This is a genomic window from Ancylobacter sp. WKF20 (assembly GCF_029760895.1).
GTDB lineage: Bacteria > Pseudomonadota > Alphaproteobacteria > Rhizobiales > Xanthobacteraceae > Ancylobacter.
In genome coordinates this window covers 3116407-3139118 of sequence record NZ_CP121679.1, presented here as the reverse complement: position 1 = coordinate 3139118, position 22712 = coordinate 3116407, and the positions used below count along the sequence as shown (strand labels likewise).

Genomic DNA, 22712 nt, shown 5'->3' with positions numbered 1-22712 from the left:
GAGAGAGCATGACCGCCAAGGCCGCGCGCAAGCGCCTCCAGCCGAGCGAACGGCGCGCCATGATCCTCGACGAAGCGTTGCGGCTGTTCGCCGAGCGCCATTTCGCGACGGTGGCGGTGCGCGACATCGCGCAGGTCTGCGGCATCAATGTTGGGCTGCTCTACCACTATTTCGACAACAAGGAGGACCTCGTCCGCCGCGCCCTTGCCCACGCCATTGACGAGCTGGTGGCGGGCTATGAGGCACGCCGGCTGGCGAGCGGCGAGCCGCTGGCGCAGATCCTCGCCTGGGTGGAAACGCACGCCGCCATCACCCCCACCATCACCCGCATGGTGAAGCTGATGGCCGACTACGCCACCTCCGGCCTGCGCGACCCGGAGCTCGATACGCTGATCGCCGGCTTTTATGCGCGCGAGAAAATCCTGCTTGAGGACGCGCTGGAGCGCGGCGTCGCCAGCGGCGCCTTTCCCCCGCTCGACACGGCCAAGACCGCGCGGCGCATCGGCCTCGTGCTCGACGGTATCTTTTTCGCTTCGGCCAGCCGCGGCGATGACCGCATCATCGAGGATGTGCGCGATCTCGCCGATTTCGTGCCGGTCATGCTGGGCGTCGCGCCGATAACGGTGCCGGTGCGTGCGAATGCGGAAGGTCTTGTAAACGCTCGGATATAGCTCACCGAACGGTGATTAGATGATGGCTGTCATCATATCCTAGCTTCCGCACGGGAGCGCACATTCGGGAGTCGCCGCGGGCCGGGATGCCCGACGGCTCCCCCTTGCTGCGTCCTCATCCCCCAAGGAGAGGGCGACATGAAATTTACACTCAATGGAACCGAGCGGACGATCGAGGCGGCGGGCGACATGCCGCTGCTTTGGGCGATCCGCGACATTGTCGGTCTCACCGGCACCAAATTCGGCTGCGGCGCGGCGCTGTGCGGCGCCTGCACCGTGCATGTGGACGGGGCGCCCGTCCGTTCCTGCCAGACCTCGCTGGCGGATGTCGAAGGCAAGAGCGTCACCACCATCGAGGGCGTGGGCGGCGAGGTCGGCACGGCGGTGGTTGCCGCCTGGCGCAAGCTCGACGTCGTGCAGTGCGGCTACTGCCAGTCCGGCCAGATCATGTCCGCCATCGGCCTGCTCAGCGAGAACCGCAAGCCGAGCGATGCCGATATCGACGCCGCGATGGATGGCAATGTGTGCCGCTGCGCCACCTATCAGCGCATCCGGGCCGCCATTCACGACGCTGCCTCCAACCTCGCGTGAGCGCCATGCACCTCATCACACCGGATCAATACCGCCAGATGCTGGCGAGCCTCGCGCCGGCGACGGTTCCCTCGCGCCGCAACTTCATCAAGGGTCTCGCCGCCGCCGGCGGCGCGCTGGTGATCGGCGTGCATTTCCAGGCCGGCAAGGCCTTCGCCAACACCACCGCCGCCGCGCCGGCCATCCCGCCGGCGCCGAATGCCTTCGTGCGCATCGCGCCCGACAGCACGGTGACGGTTCTCGTCAAGCATCTCGACATGGGCCAGGGCGTCACCACCGGCCTTGCCACCATCGTCGCCGAGGAACTCGACGCCGATTGGAGCCAGGTGCGCGCGGCCTTCGCCCCGGCCAATCCGCAGGTCTATAACAACCTGCTGTTCGGCCCGATCCAGGGCACGGGCGGCTCGACCTCGACCGCCAATAGCTGGGAGCAGCTGCGCAAGGCCGGCGCCGCCGCCCGCCAGATGCTGATCGCCGCCGCCGCCGAGAAATGGGGCGTGCCGGCCTCCAGCATCACCATCGAGAAGGGTGTGCTGAAGAGCGGCAACCGGTCCGGCTCCTTCGGCGAGTTCGCCGAGGCCGCCGCCAAGCGGCCGGTGCCGACCGAGGTAACGCTGAAGGACCCGAAGGACTTCAAGCTCATCGGCACCAAGCTGCCGCGCCTCGATTCCGTCGCCAAGACCGACGGCACCGCGATCTACGCGCTCGATGTGCGCCGGCCGGGCATGCTCACCGCCGTGGTGCGCCGCCCGGACCGCTTCGGCGCCACGGTAAAGAGCTTCGACGCCGCGGCGGCGAAGAAGGTGCCGGGCGTCGTCGATGTGGTGGCGGTGCCGAGCGGCATCGCCGTGCTCGCCACCAATACCTGGGCGGCGATGCAGGGCCGCGAGGCGCTGACCGGCATCGTCTGGGATGAGGCCACTGCGGAGACACGCGGCACCACGGAGCTGCTCGCGGAGTACCGCGCCCTTGCCAAGACGCCCGGCAAGCCGGCGTCGCGCCGGGGCGACGCGGCCAAGGGGCTGGCCGGCGCGGCCAAGACCATCGAGGCCGAGTTCGCCTTCCCCTATCTCGCCCATGCGCCGATGGAGCCGCTCAACTGCGTCATCGAGAAGACGGCGGATGGCGTGACCATCACCACCGGCTCGCAGTTCCAGACCATCGAGCAGGGCGTGACGGCGGCCATTCTCGGCCTCAAGCCCGAACAGGTGAAGATCGAGACGGTGTGGGCCGGCGGCTCCTTCGGCCGGCGCGCCAACATCCCCGCCGACTACATCGCCGAGGCCGCGACCATCCTCAAGGCGACGGACGGGCGTGCCCCGGTGCATCTCGTCTGGACCCGCGAGGATGACATCAAGGGCGGCTTCTACCGGCCGATGTTCCTGCACACGGTGCGCGCCGGCGTGACCGCCGACGGCAAGATCGCCGGCTGGGAACAGCGGATCGTCGGCCAGTCCTTCATCATCGACACGCCCTTCGAGGCGTTCATGGTGAAGGAAGGGGTGGACGGCACCTCGGTGGAGGGCGCCGCGGACACCAACTACGCCATCGGCAACTTCGCGGTCGATCTGCACACGCCGAAGGTGAAAGTGCCGACGCTCTGGTGGCGCTCGGTCGGCCACACCCACACCGCCCATGTGGTGGAGGTGATGATCGACGACCTCGCCCATGCGGCGGGGCGCGACCCGGTGGAGTTCCGGCTGGAGCTGCTGAAGGACAAGCCGCGCCATACCGCCGTGCTCAAGCTCCTCGCCGAGAAGGCGAATTGGGGGCCGAAGGCCGGGCAGGGCAAGGGGCGCGGCATCGCCCTCCACGAGAGCTTCAACTCGGTGGTCGGCAGCGTCATCGACGTCTCGGTGGTGAACGGCCAGATCAAGGTCGAGCGCGTGATCTGCGCGGTCGATTGCGGCATCGCCATCAACCCGGATGTGGTGGCGGCGCAGATCGAGGGCGGCGTCGGCTTCGGCCTCGGCGCGGCGCTGCATGACGAGATCACGCTCGACAAGGGCGTGGTCGAGCAGGCCAATTTCGACACCTATATCCCGCTGCGCATGTCGGAAATGCCGAAGGTCGAGGTGCATATCCTGCCCTCCGCGAACGCCCCCACCGGCATTGGCGAGCCGGGCGTGCCGGGCGTCGCCCCGGCGCTGTCCAACGCCATCTTCGACGCCACCGGCCAGCGGCTGCGCTCGCTGCCCTTCAAGCTCGAAGACTTCAAGGCGTAGCCACGCCGGCACCCTCGTCATCCCGGACGCCGCAAAGCGGCGATCCGGGAGCGCCCTCCGTACGGCGCGATCCCGGATCGGTCCTGTGGACCGTCCGGGATGACGACGGGATGGGTTGTGGCGGTCAGCCCCCCGCCACCGCCCGCATGCCCTCGACCAGCGCGTCGAACACCGCCCGGTGCGGCGCGCTGGCTTTTAGATCCTCATGCATGACGATCGCCACCGGCAGGTCGAGCGCGAAGGCGTCGGCCAGCACCGGCACGAGGTCCGGCTCGCGCGCGGCGATCACCGCCTGGCAGAAGCCGATGCCGAGACCCGCGCGGATGGCCGCCAACTGCGCGAGGTCGCTGTCGGTGCGCAGCGCGAAGGCGGCGCGCCCCAGCATGGGAAAGCGCGCCAGCACCGCGCGGATCGCCGGCGTCTCCGTGTCGAAGCCGATCAGATCATGCCCGGCGAGGTCGTCGAGCGTCGCCGGCAGGCCCTTGCGCGCGACATAGGCGCGGTGGGCATGCAGCCCGACGCGCAGCGGCGGCAGGCGGCGGGCGAGCAGCGCCTGCTGCGCCGGCGGGGCCATGCGCACGGCGATATCGGCGGCGCGCTCCAGCACATTCTCCACCGCATTGGTCAACACCAGCTCGAGGACGAGGCGGGGATGGCGCGCCCGCAAGCCCGCCAGCACCGGCGGCAGATGGATGGCGCCGACCACTTCCGAGGCGCTGATCCGCACCGTGCCGCGTATCTCCCCGGCCGCCCCCGTCGCGGCGCGCCGCAGCGCGGCGGCCTGCGCGGCGAGGGCGCGGGCATGGGGGCCGAGCTCACGGGCCAGGTCGGTCGGGATGAGCCCGCGTGGCGAGCGCAGGAAAAGCTGCGCGCCCAGCGCCTGTTCCAGCGCGTCGAGATGGCGGGCGAGGGTTGGCTGCGTCAGCCCGAGCCGGCGGGCGGCGCCGGAGAGCGAGCCCGCCTCCAGCGCGGCGAGGAAGGAGCGATAGAGATCCCAGCCCGGCTCGTCAGTCATAGATTTACGTATAGCACCGCCACGGATTTCGACAATTCCGTTGAGCTCTTTGCCGGCCGATCATCGCCCCATCAAGCCAAGAGGAGGTCGCGATGGCGGCGAAGATGGTTCTGGTGCTGGGGGCGACGGGCGGGATTGGCGGGGAAATGGCGCGCACGCTGCTCGCCCGCGGCTGGCAGGTGCGCGCGCTCACCCGCTCGGGGCCGACCGGTCTGCGCGCGGGGATCGAGTGGGTGCGCGGCGATGCGATGGACGGGCCATCCGTGCGGCACGCGGCGGAGGGCGTGTCGGTCATCGTCCATGCCGTGAACCCGCCCCGCTATCGCCACTGGGACAAGCTGGTCGTGCCGATGATGGCAAACACGCTCGCGGCGGCGCAGGCGGCGGGCGGGGCGCGGGTCCTGCTGCCGGGAACGGTCTATAATTACGGACCGGACGTCGTCGCTCCCGGCCAGCCTTCGATTGATGAGGACGCGCCGCAGGCCCCGCTGACCCGCAAGGGGCGGATTCGCGTGGCGTTGGAGTGGCAGATGGAGCAGGCGGCGGCGCGCGGCGCGTGCCGGGCGCTGATCGTGCGGGCCGGCGATTATTTCGGCCCGCGCGCCGCCAATAACTGGTTCAGCCAGGTGCTGGTGAAGGCCGGGCAGGCCCCGCGCGCGATCCAGTATCCCGGCCGCGCCGGGATCGGTCATCAATGGGCCTATCTCCCCGATGTCGCGCAGACCATGGCGCAGCTGGTCGAGCGCGACGACCTGCCCGATTTCGCGCGCTTCCACATGGACGGGCACTGGGACGGGGACGGCACGCAGATGATCGGCGCCATCCGCCGGGTGCTCCGTGTGCCGGATCTGCCGGTGACGGCGTTCCCCTGGATGCTGGCGCGCCTCGCCTCGCCCGTGGTGCCGCTGTTCCGCGAGCTGATGGAGATGCGCTATCTCTGGCAGGAGCCGGTCCGGCTGGACAATGCCCGGCTGCGCGCCACGCTGGGGACGGAGCCGCACACCCCGCTCGATCCGGCGGTGCGGGCGAGCCTCATCGGCCTTGGCTGCCTCACGGCGCCGCAGGTCTCAGGCCGTGCCGGCGTCGGGGAGGAACTCGGCACCGCGCCGTGACAGGAACTCGGTGAGCGCGGCCGCCGGCGGGGTCTGCCGCTTGGCGGTGCGCTTCACCACGAACCATTGCCGCACCACCGGCAGCCCCTCGACGTCGAGTGTCGCCAGCCGGTGGTCGGCGATCTCGGCGGCAATGGTGTGGGCAGAGAGGAAGGCGAGGCCGAGCCCCGCCATCACCGCCTGCTTGATGGTCTCGTTGGAGCCGATCTCCATGGCGATGCGCGGCTCGATGCCGGCATCCTGAAAGAACCGCTCCATCAGCCCGCGCGTGCCCGAACCCGGCTCGCGCACCAGAAAGCTGGCGCTGGCGAGCGCCGCCGGGGCGATGCGCCGGCCGAGCAGCGGGTGGTCGGTCGGGGCGATGATGACATGCGGGTGCTCGCCGATCGGGTATTTGTCGACCTCCATATCGACCGGCGGACGGCCGGTGATGGCGAGGTCGATGGCATCGCCGCGTAGCGCCGCGATGATCTCCTCGCGATTGCCGACGCTGAGCACAACGTCGATGCCGGGGTGCAGCCGGGCGAAGGCGCCGAGCGCGCTCGGCACGAAATACTTGGCCGTCGACACCAGCCCGACGGAGACGCGGCCGGAGCGCAGCCCCTTCATGGCGTCGAGCGCGGCGCCGCAATCGGACATCGCCGCCTCGATGCGCGACACGGCGGCCAGCACCTCGCGCCCGGCGGCGCTGGGCTGGAAGCGGTCGCCCGCGCGGTCAAGCAGCGGCAGGCCGAGATGCTCCTCGAGCTGCTGCACCTGCATGGTCACCGCCGGTGGCGTGACATTGAGCTTGCGCGCCGCGCCGGTGACCGTGCCGGTCTCGACGATGGCGGCGAGGGCGCGAAGCTGCTTGAGCGTGGCATTACGCATGCAACATTACACTTCAGCTAAATTGAAAAGACATCAAAGAATATTCGAATTTCCTTAGCCCAGCAACTCGGGCAGTGTGTCAGCAACAAGAGGCGTCCGCCGCTTCGGGTCCCCCACTCGAAGGCTCAACGGAAACGACACGCCAAAGGGCAAAAAGCCCTCACAACACTGGGGAAACGCCAATGACACGCCCGACGTTGCACGACCACCTTGAGGGGTGGTCGCAGACGAACGCCCTGCGCCGCGACGTCGCGGCCGCGATCCGCGCCCTTGCCGGCGCTGGTATCCGAATTTCCGAGCTTCTCGCCGCCGGTCCCCTCGCGGGGCAGCTTGCGACCGTGCGCGGCTATCACGAGGACGGTGACAGCCAGAAGGAACTCGACGTCATCGCCGACGATCTGGTGCGCGAGGCGCTGCGCGCCGCGCCGGTGGCGCTATACGGTTCCGAGGAGGCCGAGGCGGCCGAGCCGCTGAACGAGGCCGGCACGCTGGCCGTCGCGGTCGATCCGCTGGACGGCTCCTCCAACATCGACGCCAACATGACCGTTGGCACGATCTTCTCGATCCTGCCGCATGTCGGCCCGGACGCGCTGCTGCAGCCCGGCAGCGCCCAGCTCGCCGCTGGCTTCCTGATCTACGGGCCGCAGACCTCGCTGGTGCTCACCGTGGGCGCGGGCACGCAGATCTTCGTGCTGGAGCGGGCGAGCGGGGAGTTCCTGCTGGCCGAGCCGCAGGCGCAGGTCGCGCCCGAGACCGGCGAGTACGCGGTCAACGGCTCGAATGAGCGGCACTGGGATCCGGCGATCCGTTCCTATGTCGATGATTGCCGGGCGGGCGCCGACGGTCCGCGGGCGAAGGATTTCAACACCCGCTGGGTCGCCTCCATGGTGGCCGATGTCTACCGCATCCTCGTGCGCGGCGGCGTCTATCTCTATCCGGGCGATGCGCGCCAGGGCTACCACACCGGCCGGCTGCGCCTCGTTTATGAAGCGAACCCCGTCGCCTTCCTGCTGGAGCAGGCCCGGGGCGCGGCGACCGACGGTCACGATCCGATCCTCGCGCTTCAGCCGACCCATCTGCACCAGCGCGTGCCGCTTGTGTTTGGCTCGCGCAGCGAGGTCGAGTGCATCGCCCGCTATCACCACAACGCATCCGCCATGCCCGAACGCTCGCCGCTGTTCGGGCGCCGCGGCCTCTTGCGCGCCTGAAGGAGACGGGCATGTCGATCCATCACCCGATCATCTCCGTCACCGGCTCCTCGGGCGCGGGCACAACCTCGGTCCGCCGCATCTTCGAGCAGATCTTCCGGCGCGAGAACGTCACCGCCGCCTATATCGAGGGCGACGCCTTCCACCGCTATGACCGCTTCGAGATGCGGCGCGTCATGGCCGAGGAGGCCGGGCGGGGCAACCACCATTACAGCCATTTCGGCCCCGATTCGAACCTGTTCGAGGAGCTGGAGGAGACCTTCCGCTCCTATTCCAAGACCGGCACCGGCAAGTCCCGCCACTATATTCACGACGACAAGGAAGCCGAGGAATATGGCAGCGCGCCCGGCACCTTCACCGAATGGGAGGCGATCCCGAAGCCGACGGACCTCTTGTTCTATGAGGGCCTGCACGGCGCGGTGGTGAGCGGCAATATCGACGTCGCCCGCTATGCCGACCTGAAGATCGGCGTCGTGCCGGTGATCAATCTCGAATGGATCCAGAAGATCCACCGCGACCGCTCGCACCGGGGCTATTCGACCGAGGCGGTGACGGACACGATCCTGCGCCGCATGCCGGATTACGTGAACTACATCTGCCCGCAATTCGCCCACACCGACATCAACTTCCAGCGCGTGCCGACGGTGGACACCTCCAACCCGTTCATCGCGCGGTGGATCCCGACGGCGGACGAATCCATCGTCGTCATCCGCTTCAGGAGCCCGCGCGGCATCGACTTCCCGTACCTGCTCTCGATGATCCAGGGCTCGTGGATGAGCCGGGCGAATTCCATCGTGATCCCCGGCGGCAAGCTCGACATCGCGATGCAGCTCATCCTCACCCCGATGATCCTCAACCTCGTCGAGAAGAAGCGGCGCGCCGCCTGATCCGGGAGGACACCATGCTCACCAGCCAGACCCAGACCACGCCCGACGCGCTCGGCGAGACCCCGCTGCACGAGATGGCCAACGCCCTGCGCGCCCTCTCCATGGATGCGGTGGAGAAGGCCAAGTCCGGCCATCCCGGCATGCCCATGGGCATGGCCGATGTCGCGACCGCGCTGTTCAGCCGCTTCATGACCATCGACCCGAGCCGGCCCGACTGGCCCGACCGTGACCGCTTCATTCTCTCGGCCGGCCATGGCTCGATGCTGCTCTACGCCATGCATCACCTGCTCGGCTATGCGGACATGCCGATCGAGCAGATCCGCAGCTTCCGCCAGCTCGGCGCCATCACCGCCGGTCATCCCGAACATGGCCACACGCTGGGGGTGGAGACCACCACCGGCCCGCTCGGCCAGGGGCTCACCACGGCGGTCGGCATGGCGCTCGCCGAGCGCATGATGAATGCCCGCTTCGGCGACGAACTGGTCGATCACTACACCTATGTGATCGCCGGCGATGGCTGCCTGATGGAAGGCATCTCGCAGGAGGCGATCGACCTCGCCGGGCACCTGAAGCTGTCGAAGCTCATCGTGCTGTGGGACGATAACGGCATCTCCATCGACGGGCGCACCACGCTCTCGACCTCGACCGACCAGCTCGCCCGCTTCCGCGCCGCCGGCTGGGACGCGCTCGCGGTGGACGGCCACGCGCCCCATGCGGTGATCGACGCCATTGCCGAGGCGCGGGAGAGCGAGCGTCCCGTTCTGATCGCCTGCCGCACCACCATCGGCTTCGGCGCGCCGACCAAGGCGGGCACGGAAGCCGTGCATGGTGCCCCGCTCGGCGCCGCGGAGATCGAGGGCGCCCGCGCCCGGCTCGGCTGGAACCACCCGCCCTTCGAGGTGCCGGAGACCGTGCGCGCCGCCTGGGCAAGCGTCGCCCAGCGTGGCCGCGCTGCCCGCGAGGCCTGGGAAGCACGGCTTGCCGCCTCGCCCCAGCGCCGCGCCTTCGAGGTCGCCATCGACGGCGAACTGCCGGCCGATTTCGACGAGAAGCTGGTCGCCTACAAGAAGGAGCTGAGCGACACCGCCCCGAGCGTCGCCAGCCGCAAGGCCTCCGAAATGGTGCTGGGCGTGGTGAATGCCGCGACCGACCTCACCCTCGGCGGCTCGGCCGACCTCACCCACTCCAACCTGACCCATACCAAGGGTCTGGTCTCCGTGAGCCCCGGCAACTATGCCGGCCGCTATTTGCATTACGGCATCCGCGAGCACGCCATGGCCGCAGTGATGAACGGCCTCGCTCTGCATCGCGGCTTCATCCCCTATGGCGGCACCTTCATGGTGTTCTCCGACTATGCCCGCGGGGCGATGCGGCTCTCGGCGCTGATGGGCCAGCGTGTGGTCTATGTGCTGACCCACGACTCCATCGGCCTTGGCGAGGACGGGCCGACGCACCAGCCGGTCGAGCATCTCGCCATGCTCAGGGCGACGCCGAACCTCAACGTGTTCCGCCCCGCCGACGCGGTCGAGACGCTGGAAGCCTGGCAGCTCGCTTTGCATGCGGAGGGCACGCCCTCGGTGCTCGCTCTGTCCCGCCAGAACCTGCCGACCTTCCGCACCGAGCACGCGCAAGAGAACCTCACCGGTTACGGCGCCTATGTGGCGAAGAAGCCGAAGCGCCGGCGCGACGTGACGCTGCTCGCCACCGGCTCGGAGGTCGAGATCGCCTTCAAGGCGGCGGCGCTGCTGGAAGCGCGCGGGGTCGATGCTGCCATCGTCTCCATGCCCTGCTGGGAGCTGTTCGAGAAGCAGAGCCCGGACTATCGCCGCGCCGTGCTCGGCACCGCCCCGCGCGTGGCTATCGAGGCCGCCGCCCGGCTCGGCTGGGACCGCTGGATCGGCGAGCGTGGCCGCTTCGTCGGGATGACCGGCTTCGGCGCCTCCGCGCCGGCGTCCGCCCTTTACGAGCAGTTCAACATCACACCGGAAGCCGTGGTCGATGCGACCTGCGAGCTTCTGACCTGCGCCTGAGCCGGAGAGCGATCATGGCCCGCATCACCCTTCGCCAGCTCCTCGACCATGCGGCCGAGCAGGGCTACGGCGTCCCCGCCTTCAACATCAACAATATGGAGCAGGGCCTCGCCATCATGGAGGCCGCCCATGCGGTGGACGCGCCTGTCATCATGCAGGCAAGCCGCGGCGCGCGCTCCTACGCCAACGACATCATGCTCGCCAAGATGATCGAGGCGCTGGCGGAGATGTACCCGCACATCCCGCTCTGCATGCATCAGGACCACGGGAACAACGAGGCGACCTGCCTCTCGGCGATCCAGCACGGCTTCACCTCGGTGATGATGGACGGCTCGCTGAAGGAGGACGCCAAGACCCCCGCCGATTACGACTACAACGTCACCATCACCCGCCGCGTGGTCGATGCCGCGCATTGGGTGGGGGCGTCGGTGGAGGGCGAGCTCGGCGTGCTCGGCTCGCTCGAGCATGGCGCCGGCGAGCAGGAGGACGGGCACGGCGCGGAAGGCGCGCTGAGCCACGACCAGCTGCTCACCGACCCCGACCAGGCGGTGGATTTCGTCGCCCGTACCAAGGTCGACGCGCTCGCCATCGCCATGGGCACCTCGCACGGCGCCTATAAATTCTCGCGCAAGCCGGACGGCGACATCCTCGCCATGACCATCATCGAGGAGATCCATCGCCGGCTACCGAACGTGCATCTGGTGATGCACGGCTCCTCCTCGGTGCCGCAGGCGTTGCAGGATCTGTTCAACGCCTCGGGCGGCGAGATGCCCCAAACCTGGGGCGTGCCGGTGGAGGAGATCGTCCGCGGCATCCGTCACGGCGTGCGCAAGGTCAATATCGACACCGATTGCCGCCTCGCCATGACCGCGCAGTTCCGCAAGGTGGCGCAGGCGAACAAGTCGGAATTCGATCCGCGCAAATTCCTCAAGCCGGCCATGGACGCGATGCGCGACCTCTGCCGCGAACGCTTCGAAGAGTTCGGCACGGCCGGCCAGGCCTCCAAGATCAAGGTCCTGCCGCTCGCGGCCATGGCCAAGCGCTACGCCTCCGGCGCGCTCGATCCGGTGATCGGCGGCGCCCGCGCAGCGGCGGAATGAACCAACCCGCGCGGGTCGCGGGAACAGGAAACAACCCAGAGGGAACTCGACCGGCGCGCGCCGAATGCGCGGCGCGTCCCCCGGCAACGCCACAGGAGCGAGCGATGAACGCCATCGACAAGACCACCACCGGCGAGAAGACGCGCGACCGCTACAGCGCGGGCGTCATGGAATATCGCAAGATGGGCTACTGGCAGCCCGATTACGAGCCGAAGGACACGGACGTCATCGCCCTGTTCCGCGTCACCCCGCAGGATGGCGTGGACCCGATCGAGGCCTCCGCCGCCGTGGCGGGCGAAAGCTCGACGGCCACCTGGACGGTCGTGTGGACCGACCGGCTGACCGCCTGCGACAAGTACCGGGCGAAGTGCTACCGCGTCGATCCGGTGCCGAACACGCCCGGCTCCTGGTTCGCCTATATCGCCTATGACCTCGACCTGTTCGAGCCGGGCTCCATCGCCAACCTGTCGGCCTCGATCATCGGCAATGTGTTCGGCTTCAAGCCGCTCAAGGCGCTGCGCCTTGAGGACATGCGGATGCCGGTCGCCTACATCAAGACCTTCGACGGCCCGGCCACCGGCATCGTGGTGGAGCGCGAGCGGCTCGACAAGTTCGGCCGCCCGCTGCTGGGCGCGACCGTGAAGCCCAAGCTCGGCCTGTCCGGCCGCAATTATGGTCGCGTGGTCTATGAGGCGCTGAAGGGCGGTCTCGACTTCACCAAGGACGACGAGAATATCAACTCGCAGCCCTTCATGCATTGGCGCGACCGCTTCCTCTACTGCATGGAGGCGGTGAACAAGGCGCAGGCGCAGACCGGCGAGATCAAGGGCACCTATCTCAACGTGACCGCCGCGACCATGGAAGACATGTATGAGCGCGCCGAGTTCGCCAAGAACCTCGGTTCCTCGATCATCATGATCGACCTGATCATCGGCTACACGGCGATCCAGTCCATGGCCAAGTGGGCGCGCCGCAACGACATGATCCTGCATCTGCACCGCGCCGGTCACTCGACCTACACGCGGCAGAAGTCGCATGGCGTGTCGTTCCGCGTCATCACCAAGTGGATGCGCCTCGCCGGCGTCGACCACATCCATGCCGGCACGGTGGTGGGCAAGCTGGAGGGCGACCCCCACACCACCAAGGGCTATTACGACCTGTGCCGCGAGGATTTCGTGCCGCAGAACCTCGCCCACGGCATCTTCTTCGACCAGCCCTGGGCCTCGACCCGCAAGCTGATGCCGGTCGCCTCGGGCGGCATCCATGCCGGCCAGATGCACCAGCTCATCGACCTGCTCGGCGAGGATGTCGTCCTGCAGTTCGGCGGCGGCACGATCGGCCACCCCATGGGCATCCAGGCCGGCGCGACCGCCAACCGCGTGGCGCTGGAAGCGATGATCTTCGCCCGCAATGAGGGCCGCGACATCGTTCATGAAGGGCCGGAAATCCTGAAGGCGGCCGCCCGGCATTGCCTGCCGCTCAAGCAGGCGCTGGAGACGTGGAAGGACGTGACCTTCAACTACTCCTCCACCGACACGCCCGACTTCGTGCCGCAGGCCACCGCGGCGGAGTGAACTGAAGGCTGAACCCAATCAAGGGCGTCATCCCGGACACGCTAGCGGCGTGATCCGGGATCGCAAGCCGACAGGGGCGCCCTCCTTCTGGACCCGATCCCGGCTCGGCCTTCGGCCGTCCGGGATGACGAAGAGAGAGACACCACCATGCGCCTGACCCAGGGAGCCTTCTCCTTCCTGCCCGACCTCACCGATGCGCAGATCGCCAGCCAGGTGCAGTACTGCATCGACAAGGGCTGGGCGGTGAACATCGAGTTCACCGACGATCCGCACCCCCGCAACACCTATTGGGAGATGTGGGGCATGCCGATGTTCGACGTGAAGGACGCCGCCGGCGTACTGTTCGAGCTGAACGAGTGCCGCAAGGCCTATGCGGGCCGGCACTACATCCGCATCAGCGCCTTCGACGCGACCCATACGTGGGAATCGCTGCGCCTGTCCTTCATCACCGACCGCCCCGCGGACGAGCCCGGCTTCACGCTGGAGCGTCAGGAAATCGACGGGCGCTCGGTGCGCTACACCACGCGCGCCTATGCGGCGAACCGCCCGGAGGGCGCGCGCTACTGATGCCTTTCGCGCCGGCGGCGGCCGCCTCCTGACATCCTCCCGCCGCTGGCGCACCCCCATCCGTCGGTCTCCCTACTACTCCCCCGACGGAACTATCGCGGCCGCCTCGGTTTCCTCCCCGGCCGCGAGGGACCGGTTCCGGAATGCCGCGCCCGGAACCGGTCCCCTTTCCTTTCTCTCCACCCTTCGGGTCGTCATCCCGGACACGCCGACGGCGTGATCCGGGATAGCAAGCCGCCAGGTGGACTTTTCCGCGATCCCGGATGGCGGCTGTGCCGCCTCCGGGATGACGAATGAATGGAGGGCCTCATGGATGCCATGACCGACGAACCTCTTGCCGCCGCGCCCCCGCTCGCGCCGCCCGAGGCCATTGATCTGCGCGCCGAATTCGTCACCAGCGGCCTCGCCGAGGTGCTGGACGAGCTCGACACCGATCTTGTCGGCCTTGGCCCGGTGAAGGGCCGCCTGCGTGAGATCGGCGCGCTGCTGCTGGTCGACCGCGCCCGCGCCCGCTTCGGGCTTCAGGCGGTGAGCCCGACCCTGCATATGAGCTTCACCGGCAACCCCGGCACCGGCAAGACCACGGTGGCGCTGCGCATGGCGCAGATCCTCCACCGGCTCGGCTATGTCCGCAAAGGCCATCTCGTCACCGTCACCCGCGACGATCTGGTCGGCCAGTACATCGGCCACACCGCGCCGAAGACCAAGGAAATCCTCAAAAAGGCGATGGGCGGCGTGCTGTTCATCGACGAGGCCTATTATCTCTACCGGCCGGAGAACGAGCGCGATTACGGGCAGGAGGCCATCGAGATCCTGCTGCAGGTGATGGAGAACCAGCGCGACGATCTCGTCGTCATCCTCGCCGGCTATGCCGACCGGATGGAGCGCTTCTTCACCGCCAATCCCGGCTTCCGCTCGCGCGTTGCCCATCACATCGACTTCCCTGACTATTCCGGCGGCGAGCTGGAAGCGATTGGCGGACGCATTCTCGGCCAGATGAATTACCGCCTGAGCCCAGCGGCGCAGGAGGCGTTCCACCGCTATGTCGCGCTGCGCATGGTGCAGCCGCATTTCGCCAATGGTCGCTCGGTGCGCAACGCGCTCGACCGCGCCCGCCTGCGCCAGGCCAACCGGCTCTTCGCCGGGGACAAGCCGGTGACGGCTGATGACCTCAGCACCATCGAGGCCGAGGACATTCTGGCGAGCCGGGTGTTCTCCGGCGGCATCGACAGCTACCCGCCGCTGCCGGCGCGGTGACAGCTAGAAGCGCCCGTCATGGCCGGGCTTGGCCCGGCCATCCACGTCTTGGCCGGGCACACACAAAAGTCGTGGATCCCCGGGCCAAGCCCGGGGATGACGGCGCGCCAAGTGGCCTGCCAGGACCCACCGATCTTTAGCAAGGAGACCTCCCATGCCCGTCATCGCCCCCTCCATGCTGGCCTCGGACTTCGCCCGCTTCGGCGAGGAGGTGCGCGATGTGGTGAGCGCGGGTGCCGACTGGATCCATCTCGACGTGATGGACGGGCACTTCGTGCCGAACCTCACCTTCGGGCCGGACATCATCAAGGCGATCCGCCCCTACACCGACAAGGTGTTCGACGTGCATCTGATGATCGAGCCGGTGGAGCCCTATATCGAGGCCTTCGCCAAGGCGGGCGCCGATGTCATCACCGTGCAGGCGGAGGCCACCCGCCATCTCGACCGCTGCCTCCAGCTCATCCGCTCGCTCGGCAAGAAGGCGGGCGTGGCGCTGAACCCGGCGACGCCCGAGAGCACGGTCGCCTATGTGCTCGACAAATGCGACCTGATCTGCGCCATGACGGTCAATCCCGGCTTTGGCGGGCAGAGCTTCATCCCCGACGTGCTGCCCAAGGTGGCGCGGCTGCGCGCCATGATCGGCGAGCGGCCCATTCACCTCGAGATCGACGGCGGGGTGAACCCGCAGACCGGCGCGCAATGCGTGGCGGTGGGCGCCAATGTATTGGTTGCCGGTTCCGCCGTGTTCAAGGGCGGCGTGGAAGGCTACCGCGCCAATATCCAGGCGATCCGCAGCGCCTGCGCGCACGTGCGCGCAGCGGCGTAAGACTCCCGGGCGGCGGCCTAGACTTGCGGCGCGATCAGCGCAGCGCGTCCTCGGTCAGGTTCAGGATCAGCACCTGCCGCGCGGCGGCGGGAATGGAGGGCGAGGCGCGCAGCTCGATGTCGAGCGAGGGGCGCTTGGACTGGATGAGGCTCGCCAGCTTGTTCGCCTCGTCCGTGCTCGCCGCGTGATAGGACAGCGTGTTGGAGGTCGGCGCGGCGATGCCGGTGTCGGACACCATCACCTCGAAGCCCGCGCCCTTGAGAATATTGGTGATCGCGTCGATCCGCGCCGCCGGCAGGTTCTTCACCGGCGCGAACAGGCGGACCGTGTAACCGCTGCCCATCAGCGCCGGGCGGGCCGGCGCTTCCGGCCCGGCGGCGGTCTCCGGTGCGGGCGTCGTGCCATTGACCGGCGCGGGCGCGCTCGCCGCCGAGGGGTCGGCCGGCGCGGCGGCGGGCGCTTCGGGCGCGGGTGCCGCCGGGGCGGGCTGCGGCGCGGCGGGCGGGGCGGCGGCCAGCTCGGCGGCGCGCGTCTCGGCATCCGCCACGCGGTTCTCCAGCGAGGCGAGCGCGCTGCGCAAGGTCGTCACTTCGCCGCGCAGCGCCGCGACCTCGGTGCGCTGGGCGGCGGTCTGCTGCGCGCTGATGCCGGCGAGCGCGCCGAGAACCAGCGCGAGAATGCCGACGATGATGGTCATCAGGCGCCCGGCGCTGGCGCGGGCGGGTGCTTCCGGCGCGGCGGCGGTCGGGCCGGGCGGCTCGACGGCACCGGCGGCGCGGCGGTTCTCCAGCTCCAGCCGGCGGCTTTCCACCTCGAGCCGGCGCATGTTGACCTTGAGCTGCTCGATGCCGAGCCAGCGCTCGAATTCGACCGGATCAGCCGGCGGCCCCTTGGCGCGTGCGGCGGGAGCGGCGGCGGCCGGCTGGGGCGAGGCGGCCGGTGCGCGGGGCGGGGCGGAGGGACCGGCCGGGTTGTGCCGCACCTCCGGGGCCGCGCCCTCGCGCCCCTCGGTCGGGGCGTCCGCCGGCCGCGCATTGTCCCGAGCCTCGTCCAATGAAGGTTCGCGCTTGTCCATGCTTCACTCCCGAGACGCGGCCCGTCCGATGGTCCGGCCGGATGACCCTGCACCCTCACGCGGGGCGTGCCGAGGGAAAATATAAGGCAGTCCGGCGGCGTGCGGGGCTTGCGGCGGCGGCGTCGGGGTCATTTTCCCTCGTTCCGGTTAACGCCCGCCGGCTGACCCCGTCCGTGATCCTAGCTGTCGAGCCCGACAATGGCGCGGGCGAAGTCGCGCGCGGCGAAGGGCTGGAGGTCGTCAATGCCCTCGCCGACGCCGATCAGATGCACCGGCAGGCGGTGCTTGGCGGCGATCGCCACCAGAATGCCGCCGCGCGCCGTGCCGTCGAGCTTGGTCATGACGAGGCCGGTGACGCCGGCGACGCGGGTGAACGCCTCGACCTGCGACAGCGCGTTCTGGCCGACCGTGGCGTCGAGCGTCAGCACCACCGCATGGGGTGCGCCCGGCTCCTGCTTCTTGATGACGCGCACCACCTTTTCCAGCTCCGCCATCAGCTCGGCGCGGTTCTGCAGCCGCCCGGCGGTGTCGATGATGAGCACGTCGGCCCCGTCCGCACGGGCCTTGGCAAGGCCGTCAAAGGCGACGCCGGCGGCATCCGCGCCCGGCTCGCGCGACACGATGGTGGCGCCGGTGCGGTCGGCCCAGACCTTGAGCTGCTCGATGGCGGCGGCGCGGAAGGTGTCGCCCGCCGCCAGCACGACCTTCTTGCCCTGCGCGCGCAGCGTCGAGGCGAGCTTGCCGATGGTGGTGGTCTTGCCCGAGCCGTTGACGCCGACCATCAGCAGCACGAAGGGCTTGCTGGCCGTCTCGAAGCTCAGCGGCGTGGCGATGGGCGTCAGCACCGCCTCGATCTCGGCGGCGACGAGGGCGCGCACCTCTTCCGGGTCAATCCCCTTCTCATAGCGGCCCTTGCCGACCGCCTCGGCGATGCGGGCGCTGGTCTCCACGCCCAGATCGGCGCGGATGAGGATGTCTTCGAGATCCTCCAGCGTCGTCGCGTCGAGCTTGCGCTTGGTGAAGAGGTCGGTGATCCCCGTGGAGAGGCTGGACGCGGTGCGGGTGAGCCCCTGCGTCAGCCGCTTCCAGAAGCCGGGCCTGGAGCCCGTCGTGTCGTCAGGGGTGTCGTTCATGCGGCGAGCAGCCTTGTTCCGTCATGGCCGGCGATGCGCACGAGGGCGCGCGCGCCGGGAGCGAGGGGGCGGGCGAGCCGCACGGGGGTGAAGCCGGGGGTGCGGGCGATGCCGCCGCGCTCGGCGAGCACGTCGCGCAGCGTACCGATCTCGCCGGCGAGGTGACGGCGCAGCGCATCCGCGCCCTTGGCGCGCAGCCGGCCGGCGCGCTCGCGTATCAGCGGGCCGGCCACTTGCGGCATGCGCGCGGCCGGCGTGCCCGGACGGGGCGAGTAGGGGAAGACGTGCAGATGCGTCAGCCCGCATTCGTCGACGAGATCGAGCGAGGCACGGAACTGCGTTTCGGTCTCGGTCGGGAAGCCGGCGATGAGATCGGCGCCGAATACCATGTCCGGCCGCAGCCGGCGCATCTCGCCGCAGAAGCGGATGGCGTCTGCCCGCAAATGCCGGCGCTTCATGCGCTTGAGGATGAGGTCGTCGCCGGCCTGAAGCGAGAGGTGCAGATGCGGCATCAGCCGCTCTTCCTCAGCAAAGGCGCGGATGAGGTCGCCATCGGCCTCAATGGAATCGATGGAGGAAAGCCGCAGCCGGGGCAGGTCCGGTATGTGGCGGAGCAGCGCGCGCACCAGAGCCCCGAGGCGCGGCGCGCCGGGCAGGTCCGCGCCATAGGAGGTGAGATCGACGCCGGTCAGCACGACTTCGCCGAAACCCTGTTGCACCAGCCCCCGCACACGCTCCACCACCGCGCCCATCGGCACGGAGCGGGAGTTTCCCCGTCCATAGGGGATGATGCAGAAGGTGCAGCGGTGGTCGCAGCCGGTCTGCACCTGCACGAAGGCGCGGCTATGGCCCTCGACGCTCTCGCCCGCGCCGTCGAGAAGGTGCGGCGCCATTTCGCGCACGCTCATAATGTCGCCGACCAGCGCCTTGGGGCTTTCGCTGAGTCCGAAATCCAGCGCCGCGCGGGTAGCCTCCCAGGCGGCTGGCGACAGCTTTTCCTCATTGCCGAGCACGCGGTCGACTTCCGCCATGGCGGTGAAGTCGGCCGGGCTGGTCTGCGCCGCGCAGCCGGTGACGAGGATGCGGCGGGCCGGATCTTCGCGCTTCAGGCGGCGGATGGTCTGGCGCGCCTGGCTCACCGCTTCGCTGGTGACAGCGCAGGTGTTCACCACCACGGCGCGCTCGACCCCCGCGTCGCGGGCGAGGGCCTTCACCGTGGCGGCATCCAGCGCGTTGAGGCGGCAGCCGAAGGAGACGACGTCCAGCGTCATGATCGCACCCGCCTCACCCGGCGGTCGCGCCCAGCATGGCGGCGGTGAGACGGCCCTCGAACTCGAATTCGGCCGGGCCGGTCATCAGCATATGGTCGTCGGCGCGCCAGTCGATGACGAGATCGCCACCGGGGAGCGTGATGGTGACGCGCCGGCCGGTAATGCCGCTGCGGGCGGCGGCGACCGCGGTGGCGCAGGCGGCGGTGCCGCAGGCGCGGGTGAGGCCGACGCCGCGCTCCCAGACCTTGAGGCGGATGTGATCGGGTCCGACAAGCTGCGCCACCGAGATGTTGGCGCGCTCGGGGAAGATCGGGTGATGTTCCAGCTCCGGCCCGTAATGGCTGAGGTCGATGGCGTCGATGTCCTCGACCCAGAAGATCGCGTGCGGGTTGCCGACATTGGCGACGGAAGGGCCGCGCAGCACGGGTGCTTCAGGCGGGCCGGCCTGAAGCTCGATGGCGCGGGTGTCGTCCACCGGGCCGGCGAGCGGAATATCGTGCCAGCCGAAGCGCGGCACGCCCATATCGACGGTCACCGTCGCCCCGCTCACGCGGCAGTCGAGCGGGCCGACCACGCTCTCGAAGACGAGATGGTCCACCCCGGTGCGGCCCGCCTCATAGAGCGCGATGCAGCGCGTGCCATTGCCGCAGGCGCCGGATTCCGAGCCGTCCGAATTGATGATGCGCACGAAGGCGCTCGTGCCCGGCGTCTTCGGCGGGTAGAGCGCCATCATCTGGTCGAACGGCACCACCTCCGGCCGGGCGATGGCGCGCGCTTCCTCCGGTGGCACCGCGACCGGCGCGTCGCGCAGGTCCAGCACCACGATCTCGTTGCCGAGGCCGTTCATCTTCACGAAGGGGCGGTTGTCGAGCGCGGGCATGGGGCTGGTCAGCGTCTGTGGACGGAGTGCCGCTCTTATATGGCGAAGCGCCGGGAAATGGCCAGCGGCAATGCCCGCATCGGGGCGCGCGGGCCGGTGCGGCGAAACGGCCACGTTTGCGTGCGACATGCGCTCGGCGCCGTTGCGCCCGTCGCGAAGCGGGGGCGGGGATGCTAGAAGGAGGGGCTCTCGCGCCCCGGTGATCCGATGACGTTCTCGCCTCTCTCCGCCCGCGCCCGGCCGTGCCGGCTCGTCTCGATGCTGGCGGTGCTGCTGGTGCTCATTCTGGCCGCCGCGCCCCTCGCACCGCTGCAGGCGCAAAGCCCCGCGCCCTCCACTCCGCCGGCCGCTCCCGCGACCCCGCCGGCGACCGGCGGGACCGACAGCGCGCCGCTCGACGATGACGACATGGTGGCCCCGCCGGTGATCGATCCCAAATCGGTGGAGACGCAGGCCGTCGTCCCGGCGGACGATCCGCTGAAGCGCCCGGATGGCTTTGGCGACGTCGCCGAGCTCAAGCCCGTGCCGGTGCTGATGAAGGCTTCCAAGAGCGGCTGGGACGACGCCTTCACCAGCATTGTCGCGACGCTCAAGCAGGTGGACGCGGAAGTGACGCGGCTCGGCCTGAAGCCGAACGGCGCGCCCTTCGTCATCTACACCGCGACCGGCGAGGAGAGCTTCGACTACGAGGTTGCCGTACCCTTCGCCGGGGCGACGACGGAAAAGCCCGGCAATGGCGTGGTGTTCTCCGCCTCGCCCGCCGGCAAGGCGCTGCGCTTCACCCATCGCGGACCCTATGACGCGATGGACCCGACCTATGAGCAGATCGCCAACCTGCTCGACGCCAAGGATCTGGAAGCGCAGGATCTCTATGTCGAGGAATACCGCTCCGACCCCCGCACGACACCGCCGGACGATCTGGTGATCGACATCTGGGTGCCGCTGAAGTGAGGATCTGACGAGATCGTTGCTCCGCGGAGATCGTCATCCCGGAATGGCCGGCAGGCCATATCCGGGATCGCGTACGGCGATACGGGTCAGCGATCCCGGCTCTGCGCTGCGCTTCGGCCGGGATGACGCTCGCCGCCATCGCTGCACAGCCACCCCGCGCGGGGCGCAGTCGCCATGCCGGCTCCCCTGTGCTATGAGGCGCGCAAACGGACACCTTCGATAAAGCCATGAACCTGATCGATACCACAGCGGCCGCTGCCGCCGGGGCCGGCATCGCGACGACGGCTCCCGCCGACCGCCCGCTTGCCAAGCGCTCCCTCGCCGGGCTCGACCGCGCCGGCCTTGGCGCGGCGTTGGCCGAGATCGGCGTGCCCGAGCGCGAGCGCAAGATGCGCGTCGCCCAGCTCTGGCACTGGATCTATCTGCGCGGCGTCACCTCGTTCGACGATATGACCAATGTCGGCAAGGGCCTGCGCACCCAGCTCGCCGACGCCTTCACGCTGGCCCGGCCGGAAGTGGTGGTCGAGCAGGTGTCGAATGACGGCACCCGCAAATGGCTGCTGCGCCTGCCCCCCGACATCGCCGGCGACAAGCCGCATGATGTCGAGATGGTCTATATCCCCGAGAGCGACCGCGGCACGCTGTGCGTCTCCTCTCAGGTCGGCTGCACGCTGAACTGCTCCTTCTGCCATACCGGCACGCAGCGCCTGGTGCGCAACCTCACGGCGGCCGAGATCATCGCGCAGGTCATGGTGGCGCGCGACCGGCTTGGCGACTATCCCGGCATGGCCCGCGCGGTCGGCCCCGGCCTGCCGACCGAGGGCGACCGGCTGGTGACCAATATCGTCTTCATGGGCATGGGCGAGCCGCTCTATGCCTATGACTCGGTGGCGACCTCCATTGAGGTGCTGGCCGATGGCGAGGGCCTCGGCATTGGCAAGCGCCGCATCACCGTCTCCACCTCCGGTGTGGTGCCGGAAATTGAAAAGCTCGGCCGCGAGGTCGGGCCGATGCTCGCCATCTCGCTGCACGCGGTGCATGATGAACTGCGCGACGTGCTGGTGCCGATCAACAAGAAGTACCCGCTGAAGGAGCTGCTGGAGGCCTGCCGGACCTATCCGCCGGCCTCCAACGCCAAGCGCATCACCTTCGAATACGTCATGCTCAAGGGCGTGAACGATTCACCGGCCGACGCCAAGGCGCTGGTGAAGCTGCTCGCCGGCATCCCCGCCAAGATCAACCTGATCCCGTTCAACCCGTGGCCGGGCACCAAATATGAGTGCTCGGACTGGGAGACGATCGAGACCTTCTCCGACATCGTGTTCCGCGCCGGCTATTCCAGCCCCGTGCGCACGCCGCGCGGGCGCGACATCCTCGCCGCCTGCGGCCAGCTCAAGAGCGAGACCGAGAAGCTCACCGCCCGTGAGCGCCTTGCCCTTAGGGCGATGGCGGCGGCGGCGGAATAGGCG

Annotated in this window: 20 protein-coding genes; 14 read left to right on the top strand and 6 right to left on the bottom strand. The window is 69.1% G+C overall.

Annotated elements, in window-relative coordinates:
• Nucleotides 1-8 precede the first annotated feature (8 nt).
• The 3 genes from AncyloWKF20_RS14400 (at nt 9) to AncyloWKF20_RS14390 (ending at nt 3487) form a co-directional block, all read left to right on the top strand.
• Nucleotides 9-671 carry a TetR/AcrR family transcriptional regulator gene (locus AncyloWKF20_RS14400; protein WP_279314712.1) on the top strand — a complete coding sequence of 221 codons (663 nt, stop codon included), beginning with the start codon at nt 9-11 and terminating at the stop codon, nt 669-671.
• Nucleotides 672-809: 138 nt separating this feature from the next.
• Entirely contained in the window at nt 810-1262 is a 453-nt protein-coding gene (locus AncyloWKF20_RS14395; protein WP_279314711.1) for a 2Fe-2S iron-sulfur cluster-binding protein, read from the top strand.
• 5 nt (nt 1263-1267) lie between these two features.
• Complete coding sequence (locus AncyloWKF20_RS14390; RefSeq protein WP_279314710.1) at nt 1268-3487, top strand: xanthine dehydrogenase family protein molybdopterin-binding subunit; 2220 nt, start codon at nt 1268-1270, stop codon at nt 3485-3487.
• Nucleotides 3488-3611: 124 nt separating this feature from the next.
• Here the strand turns inward: AncyloWKF20_RS14390 and AncyloWKF20_RS14385 are convergent, their stop codons facing one another.
• Nucleotides 3612-4502: a LysR family transcriptional regulator gene (locus AncyloWKF20_RS14385; protein WP_279314709.1), complete on the bottom strand. Its 891-nt coding sequence runs from the start codon at nt 4500-4502 to the stop codon at nt 3612-3614.
• 92 nt (nt 4503-4594) lie between these two features.
• On the opposite strand from AncyloWKF20_RS14385, the gene AncyloWKF20_RS14380 reads away from it, so the two are divergent.
• Nucleotides 4595-5614: an NAD-dependent epimerase/dehydratase family protein gene (locus AncyloWKF20_RS14380; protein WP_279314707.1), complete on the top strand. Its 1020-nt coding sequence runs from the start codon at nt 4595-4597 to the stop codon at nt 5612-5614.
• Here the strand turns inward: AncyloWKF20_RS14380 and AncyloWKF20_RS14375 are convergent.
• Nucleotides 5570-6484 (bottom strand): LysR family transcriptional regulator, encoded by a 915-nt coding sequence (locus AncyloWKF20_RS14375; protein WP_279314706.1) that lies wholly within the window; start codon nt 6482-6484, stop codon nt 5570-5572. The genes AncyloWKF20_RS14380 and AncyloWKF20_RS14375 overlap by 45 nt on opposite strands.
• 182 nt (nt 6485-6666) lie before the next feature.
• On the opposite strand from AncyloWKF20_RS14375, the gene AncyloWKF20_RS14370 reads away from it, so the two are divergent.
• The 8 genes from AncyloWKF20_RS14370 to rpe all read left to right on the top strand — a co-directional run bounded on the left by AncyloWKF20_RS14370 (nt 6667) and on the right by rpe (nt 15933).
• Nucleotides 6667-7692 carry a class 1 fructose-bisphosphatase gene (locus AncyloWKF20_RS14370; RefSeq protein ID WP_279314705.1) on the top strand — a complete coding sequence of 342 codons (1026 nt, stop codon included), beginning with the start codon at nt 6667-6669 and terminating at the stop codon, nt 7690-7692.
• Nucleotides 7693-7703: 11 nt separating this feature from the next.
• Nucleotides 7704-8579 (top strand): phosphoribulokinase, encoded by an 876-nt coding sequence (locus tag AncyloWKF20_RS14365; RefSeq protein WP_279314704.1) that lies wholly within the window; start codon nt 7704-7706, stop codon nt 8577-8579.
• Nucleotides 8580-8593: 14 nt separating this feature from the next.
• Nucleotides 8594-10609, top strand: a complete 2016-nt coding sequence (gene tkt, locus AncyloWKF20_RS14360) for a transketolase (protein ID WP_279314703.1) — start codon at nt 8594-8596, stop codon at nt 10607-10609.
• 14 nt (nt 10610-10623) lie between these two features.
• Entirely contained in the window at nt 10624-11709 is a 1086-nt protein-coding gene (fba, locus tag AncyloWKF20_RS14355; protein ID WP_279314702.1) for a class II fructose-bisphosphate aldolase, read from the top strand.
• Nucleotides 11710-11813: 104 nt separating this feature from the next.
• The gene (locus tag AncyloWKF20_RS14350; protein ID WP_279314701.1) at nt 11814-13283 is read left to right on the top strand and encodes a form I ribulose bisphosphate carboxylase large subunit; all 1470 of its coding nucleotides are present in this window, start codon (nt 11814-11816) and stop codon (nt 13281-13283) included.
• 147 nt (nt 13284-13430) lie between these two features.
• Nucleotides 13431-13850, top strand: a complete 420-nt coding sequence (locus AncyloWKF20_RS14345; protein WP_279314700.1) for a ribulose bisphosphate carboxylase small subunit — start codon at nt 13431-13433, stop codon at nt 13848-13850.
• Nucleotides 13851-14159: 309 nt separating this feature from the next.
• Nucleotides 14160-15107 (top strand): CbbX protein, encoded by a 948-nt coding sequence (gene cbbX / locus AncyloWKF20_RS14340; protein WP_279314699.1) that lies wholly within the window; start codon nt 14160-14162, stop codon nt 15105-15107.
• A 154-nt stretch (nt 15108-15261) separates the two neighbouring features.
• Nucleotides 15262-15933 carry a ribulose-phosphate 3-epimerase gene (gene rpe / locus AncyloWKF20_RS14335; RefSeq protein ID WP_279314698.1) on the top strand — a complete coding sequence of 224 codons (672 nt, stop codon included), beginning with the start codon at nt 15262-15264 and terminating at the stop codon, nt 15931-15933.
• A gap of 34 nt (nt 15934-15967) precedes the next feature.
• Here the strand turns inward: rpe and AncyloWKF20_RS14330 are convergent, their stop codons facing one another.
• The 4 genes from AncyloWKF20_RS14330 to dapF form a co-directional block, all read right to left on the bottom strand.
• Complete coding sequence (locus AncyloWKF20_RS14330; protein ID WP_279314697.1) at nt 15968-17008, bottom strand: hypothetical protein; 1041 nt, start codon at nt 17006-17008, stop codon at nt 15968-15970.
• A gap of 179 nt (nt 17009-17187) precedes the next feature.
• The gene (gene ftsY, locus AncyloWKF20_RS14325) at nt 17188-18141 is read right to left on the bottom strand and encodes a signal recognition particle-docking protein FtsY (RefSeq protein WP_279314696.1); all 954 of its coding nucleotides are present in this window, start codon (nt 18139-18141) and stop codon (nt 17188-17190) included.
• Complete coding sequence (gene mtaB / locus AncyloWKF20_RS14320) at nt 18138-19412, bottom strand: tRNA (N(6)-L-threonylcarbamoyladenosine(37)-C(2))-methylthiotransferase MtaB (protein WP_279314695.1); 1275 nt, start codon at nt 19410-19412, stop codon at nt 18138-18140. The genes ftsY and mtaB overlap by 4 nt, the downstream gene beginning before the upstream one ends.
• A 13-nt stretch (nt 19413-19425) precedes the next feature.
• Nucleotides 19426-20292 carry a diaminopimelate epimerase gene (gene dapF / locus AncyloWKF20_RS14315; RefSeq protein ID WP_279314694.1) on the bottom strand — a complete coding sequence of 289 codons (867 nt, stop codon included), beginning with the start codon at nt 20290-20292 and terminating at the stop codon, nt 19426-19428.
• A gap of 207 nt (nt 20293-20499) precedes the next feature.
• On the opposite strand from dapF, the gene AncyloWKF20_RS14310 reads away from it, so the two are divergent.
• Together AncyloWKF20_RS14310 and rlmN are read left to right on the top strand one after the other, a co-directional pair.
• Nucleotides 20500-21243 (top strand): GyrI-like domain-containing protein, encoded by a 744-nt coding sequence (locus tag AncyloWKF20_RS14310; protein ID WP_279314693.1) that lies wholly within the window; start codon nt 20500-20502, stop codon nt 21241-21243.
• 227 nt (nt 21244-21470) lie between these two features.
• A complete protein-coding gene (gene rlmN, locus AncyloWKF20_RS14305; protein ID WP_279314692.1) occupies nt 21471-22709 on the top strand; it encodes a 23S rRNA (adenine(2503)-C(2))-methyltransferase RlmN in 1239 nt (412 codons plus the stop codon).
• The last annotated feature ends 3 nt before the right edge of the window (nt 22710-22712 follow it).

Bases quoted from the DNA above. Each gene is read 5' to 3' on its own strand.
- AncyloWKF20_RS14400 (WP_279314712.1), top strand. From the start codon at position 9: ATGACCGCCAAGGCCGCGCGCAAGCGCCTCCAGCCGAGCGAACGGCGC.
- AncyloWKF20_RS14395 (WP_279314711.1), top strand. From the start codon at position 810: ATGAAATTTACACTCAATGGAACCGAGCGGACGATCGAGGCGGCGGGC.
- AncyloWKF20_RS14390 (WP_279314710.1), top strand. From the start codon at position 1,268: ATGCACCTCATCACACCGGATCAATACCGCCAGATGCTGGCGAGCCTC.
- AncyloWKF20_RS14385 (WP_279314709.1), bottom strand. From the start codon at position 4,502: ATGACTGACGAGCCGGGCTGGGATCTCTATCGCTCCTTCCTCGCCGCG.
- AncyloWKF20_RS14380 (WP_279314707.1), top strand. From the start codon at position 4,595: ATGGCGGCGAAGATGGTTCTGGTGCTGGGGGCGACGGGCGGGATTGGC.
- AncyloWKF20_RS14375 (WP_279314706.1), bottom strand. From the start codon at position 6,484: ATGCGTAATGCCACGCTCAAGCAGCTTCGCGCCCTCGCCGCCATCGTC.
- AncyloWKF20_RS14370 (WP_279314705.1), top strand. From the start codon at position 6,667: ATGACACGCCCGACGTTGCACGACCACCTTGAGGGGTGGTCGCAGACG.
- AncyloWKF20_RS14365 (WP_279314704.1), top strand. From the start codon at position 7,704: ATGTCGATCCATCACCCGATCATCTCCGTCACCGGCTCCTCGGGCGCG.
- tkt (WP_279314703.1), top strand. From the start codon at position 8,594: ATGCTCACCAGCCAGACCCAGACCACGCCCGACGCGCTCGGCGAGACC.
- fba (WP_279314702.1), top strand. From the start codon at position 10,624: ATGGCCCGCATCACCCTTCGCCAGCTCCTCGACCATGCGGCCGAGCAG.
- AncyloWKF20_RS14350 (WP_279314701.1), top strand. From the start codon at position 11,814: ATGAACGCCATCGACAAGACCACCACCGGCGAGAAGACGCGCGACCGC.
- AncyloWKF20_RS14345 (WP_279314700.1), top strand. From the start codon at position 13,431: ATGCGCCTGACCCAGGGAGCCTTCTCCTTCCTGCCCGACCTCACCGAT.
- cbbX (WP_279314699.1), top strand. From the start codon at position 14,160: ATGGATGCCATGACCGACGAACCTCTTGCCGCCGCGCCCCCGCTCGCG.
- rpe (WP_279314698.1), top strand. From the start codon at position 15,262: ATGCCCGTCATCGCCCCCTCCATGCTGGCCTCGGACTTCGCCCGCTTC.
- AncyloWKF20_RS14330 (WP_279314697.1), bottom strand. From the start codon at position 17,008: ATGGACAAGCGCGAACCTTCATTGGACGAGGCTCGGGACAATGCGCGG.
- ftsY (WP_279314696.1), bottom strand. From the start codon at position 18,141: ATGAACGACACCCCTGACGACACGACGGGCTCCAGGCCCGGCTTCTGG.
- mtaB (WP_279314695.1), bottom strand. From the start codon at position 19,412: ATGACGCTGGACGTCGTCTCCTTCGGCTGCCGCCTCAACGCGCTGGAT.
- dapF (WP_279314694.1), bottom strand. From the start codon at position 20,292: ATGCCCGCGCTCGACAACCGCCCCTTCGTGAAGATGAACGGCCTCGGC.
- AncyloWKF20_RS14310 (WP_279314693.1), top strand. From the start codon at position 20,500: ATGACGTTCTCGCCTCTCTCCGCCCGCGCCCGGCCGTGCCGGCTCGTC.
- rlmN (WP_279314692.1), top strand. From the start codon at position 21,471: ATGAACCTGATCGATACCACAGCGGCCGCTGCCGCCGGGGCCGGCATC.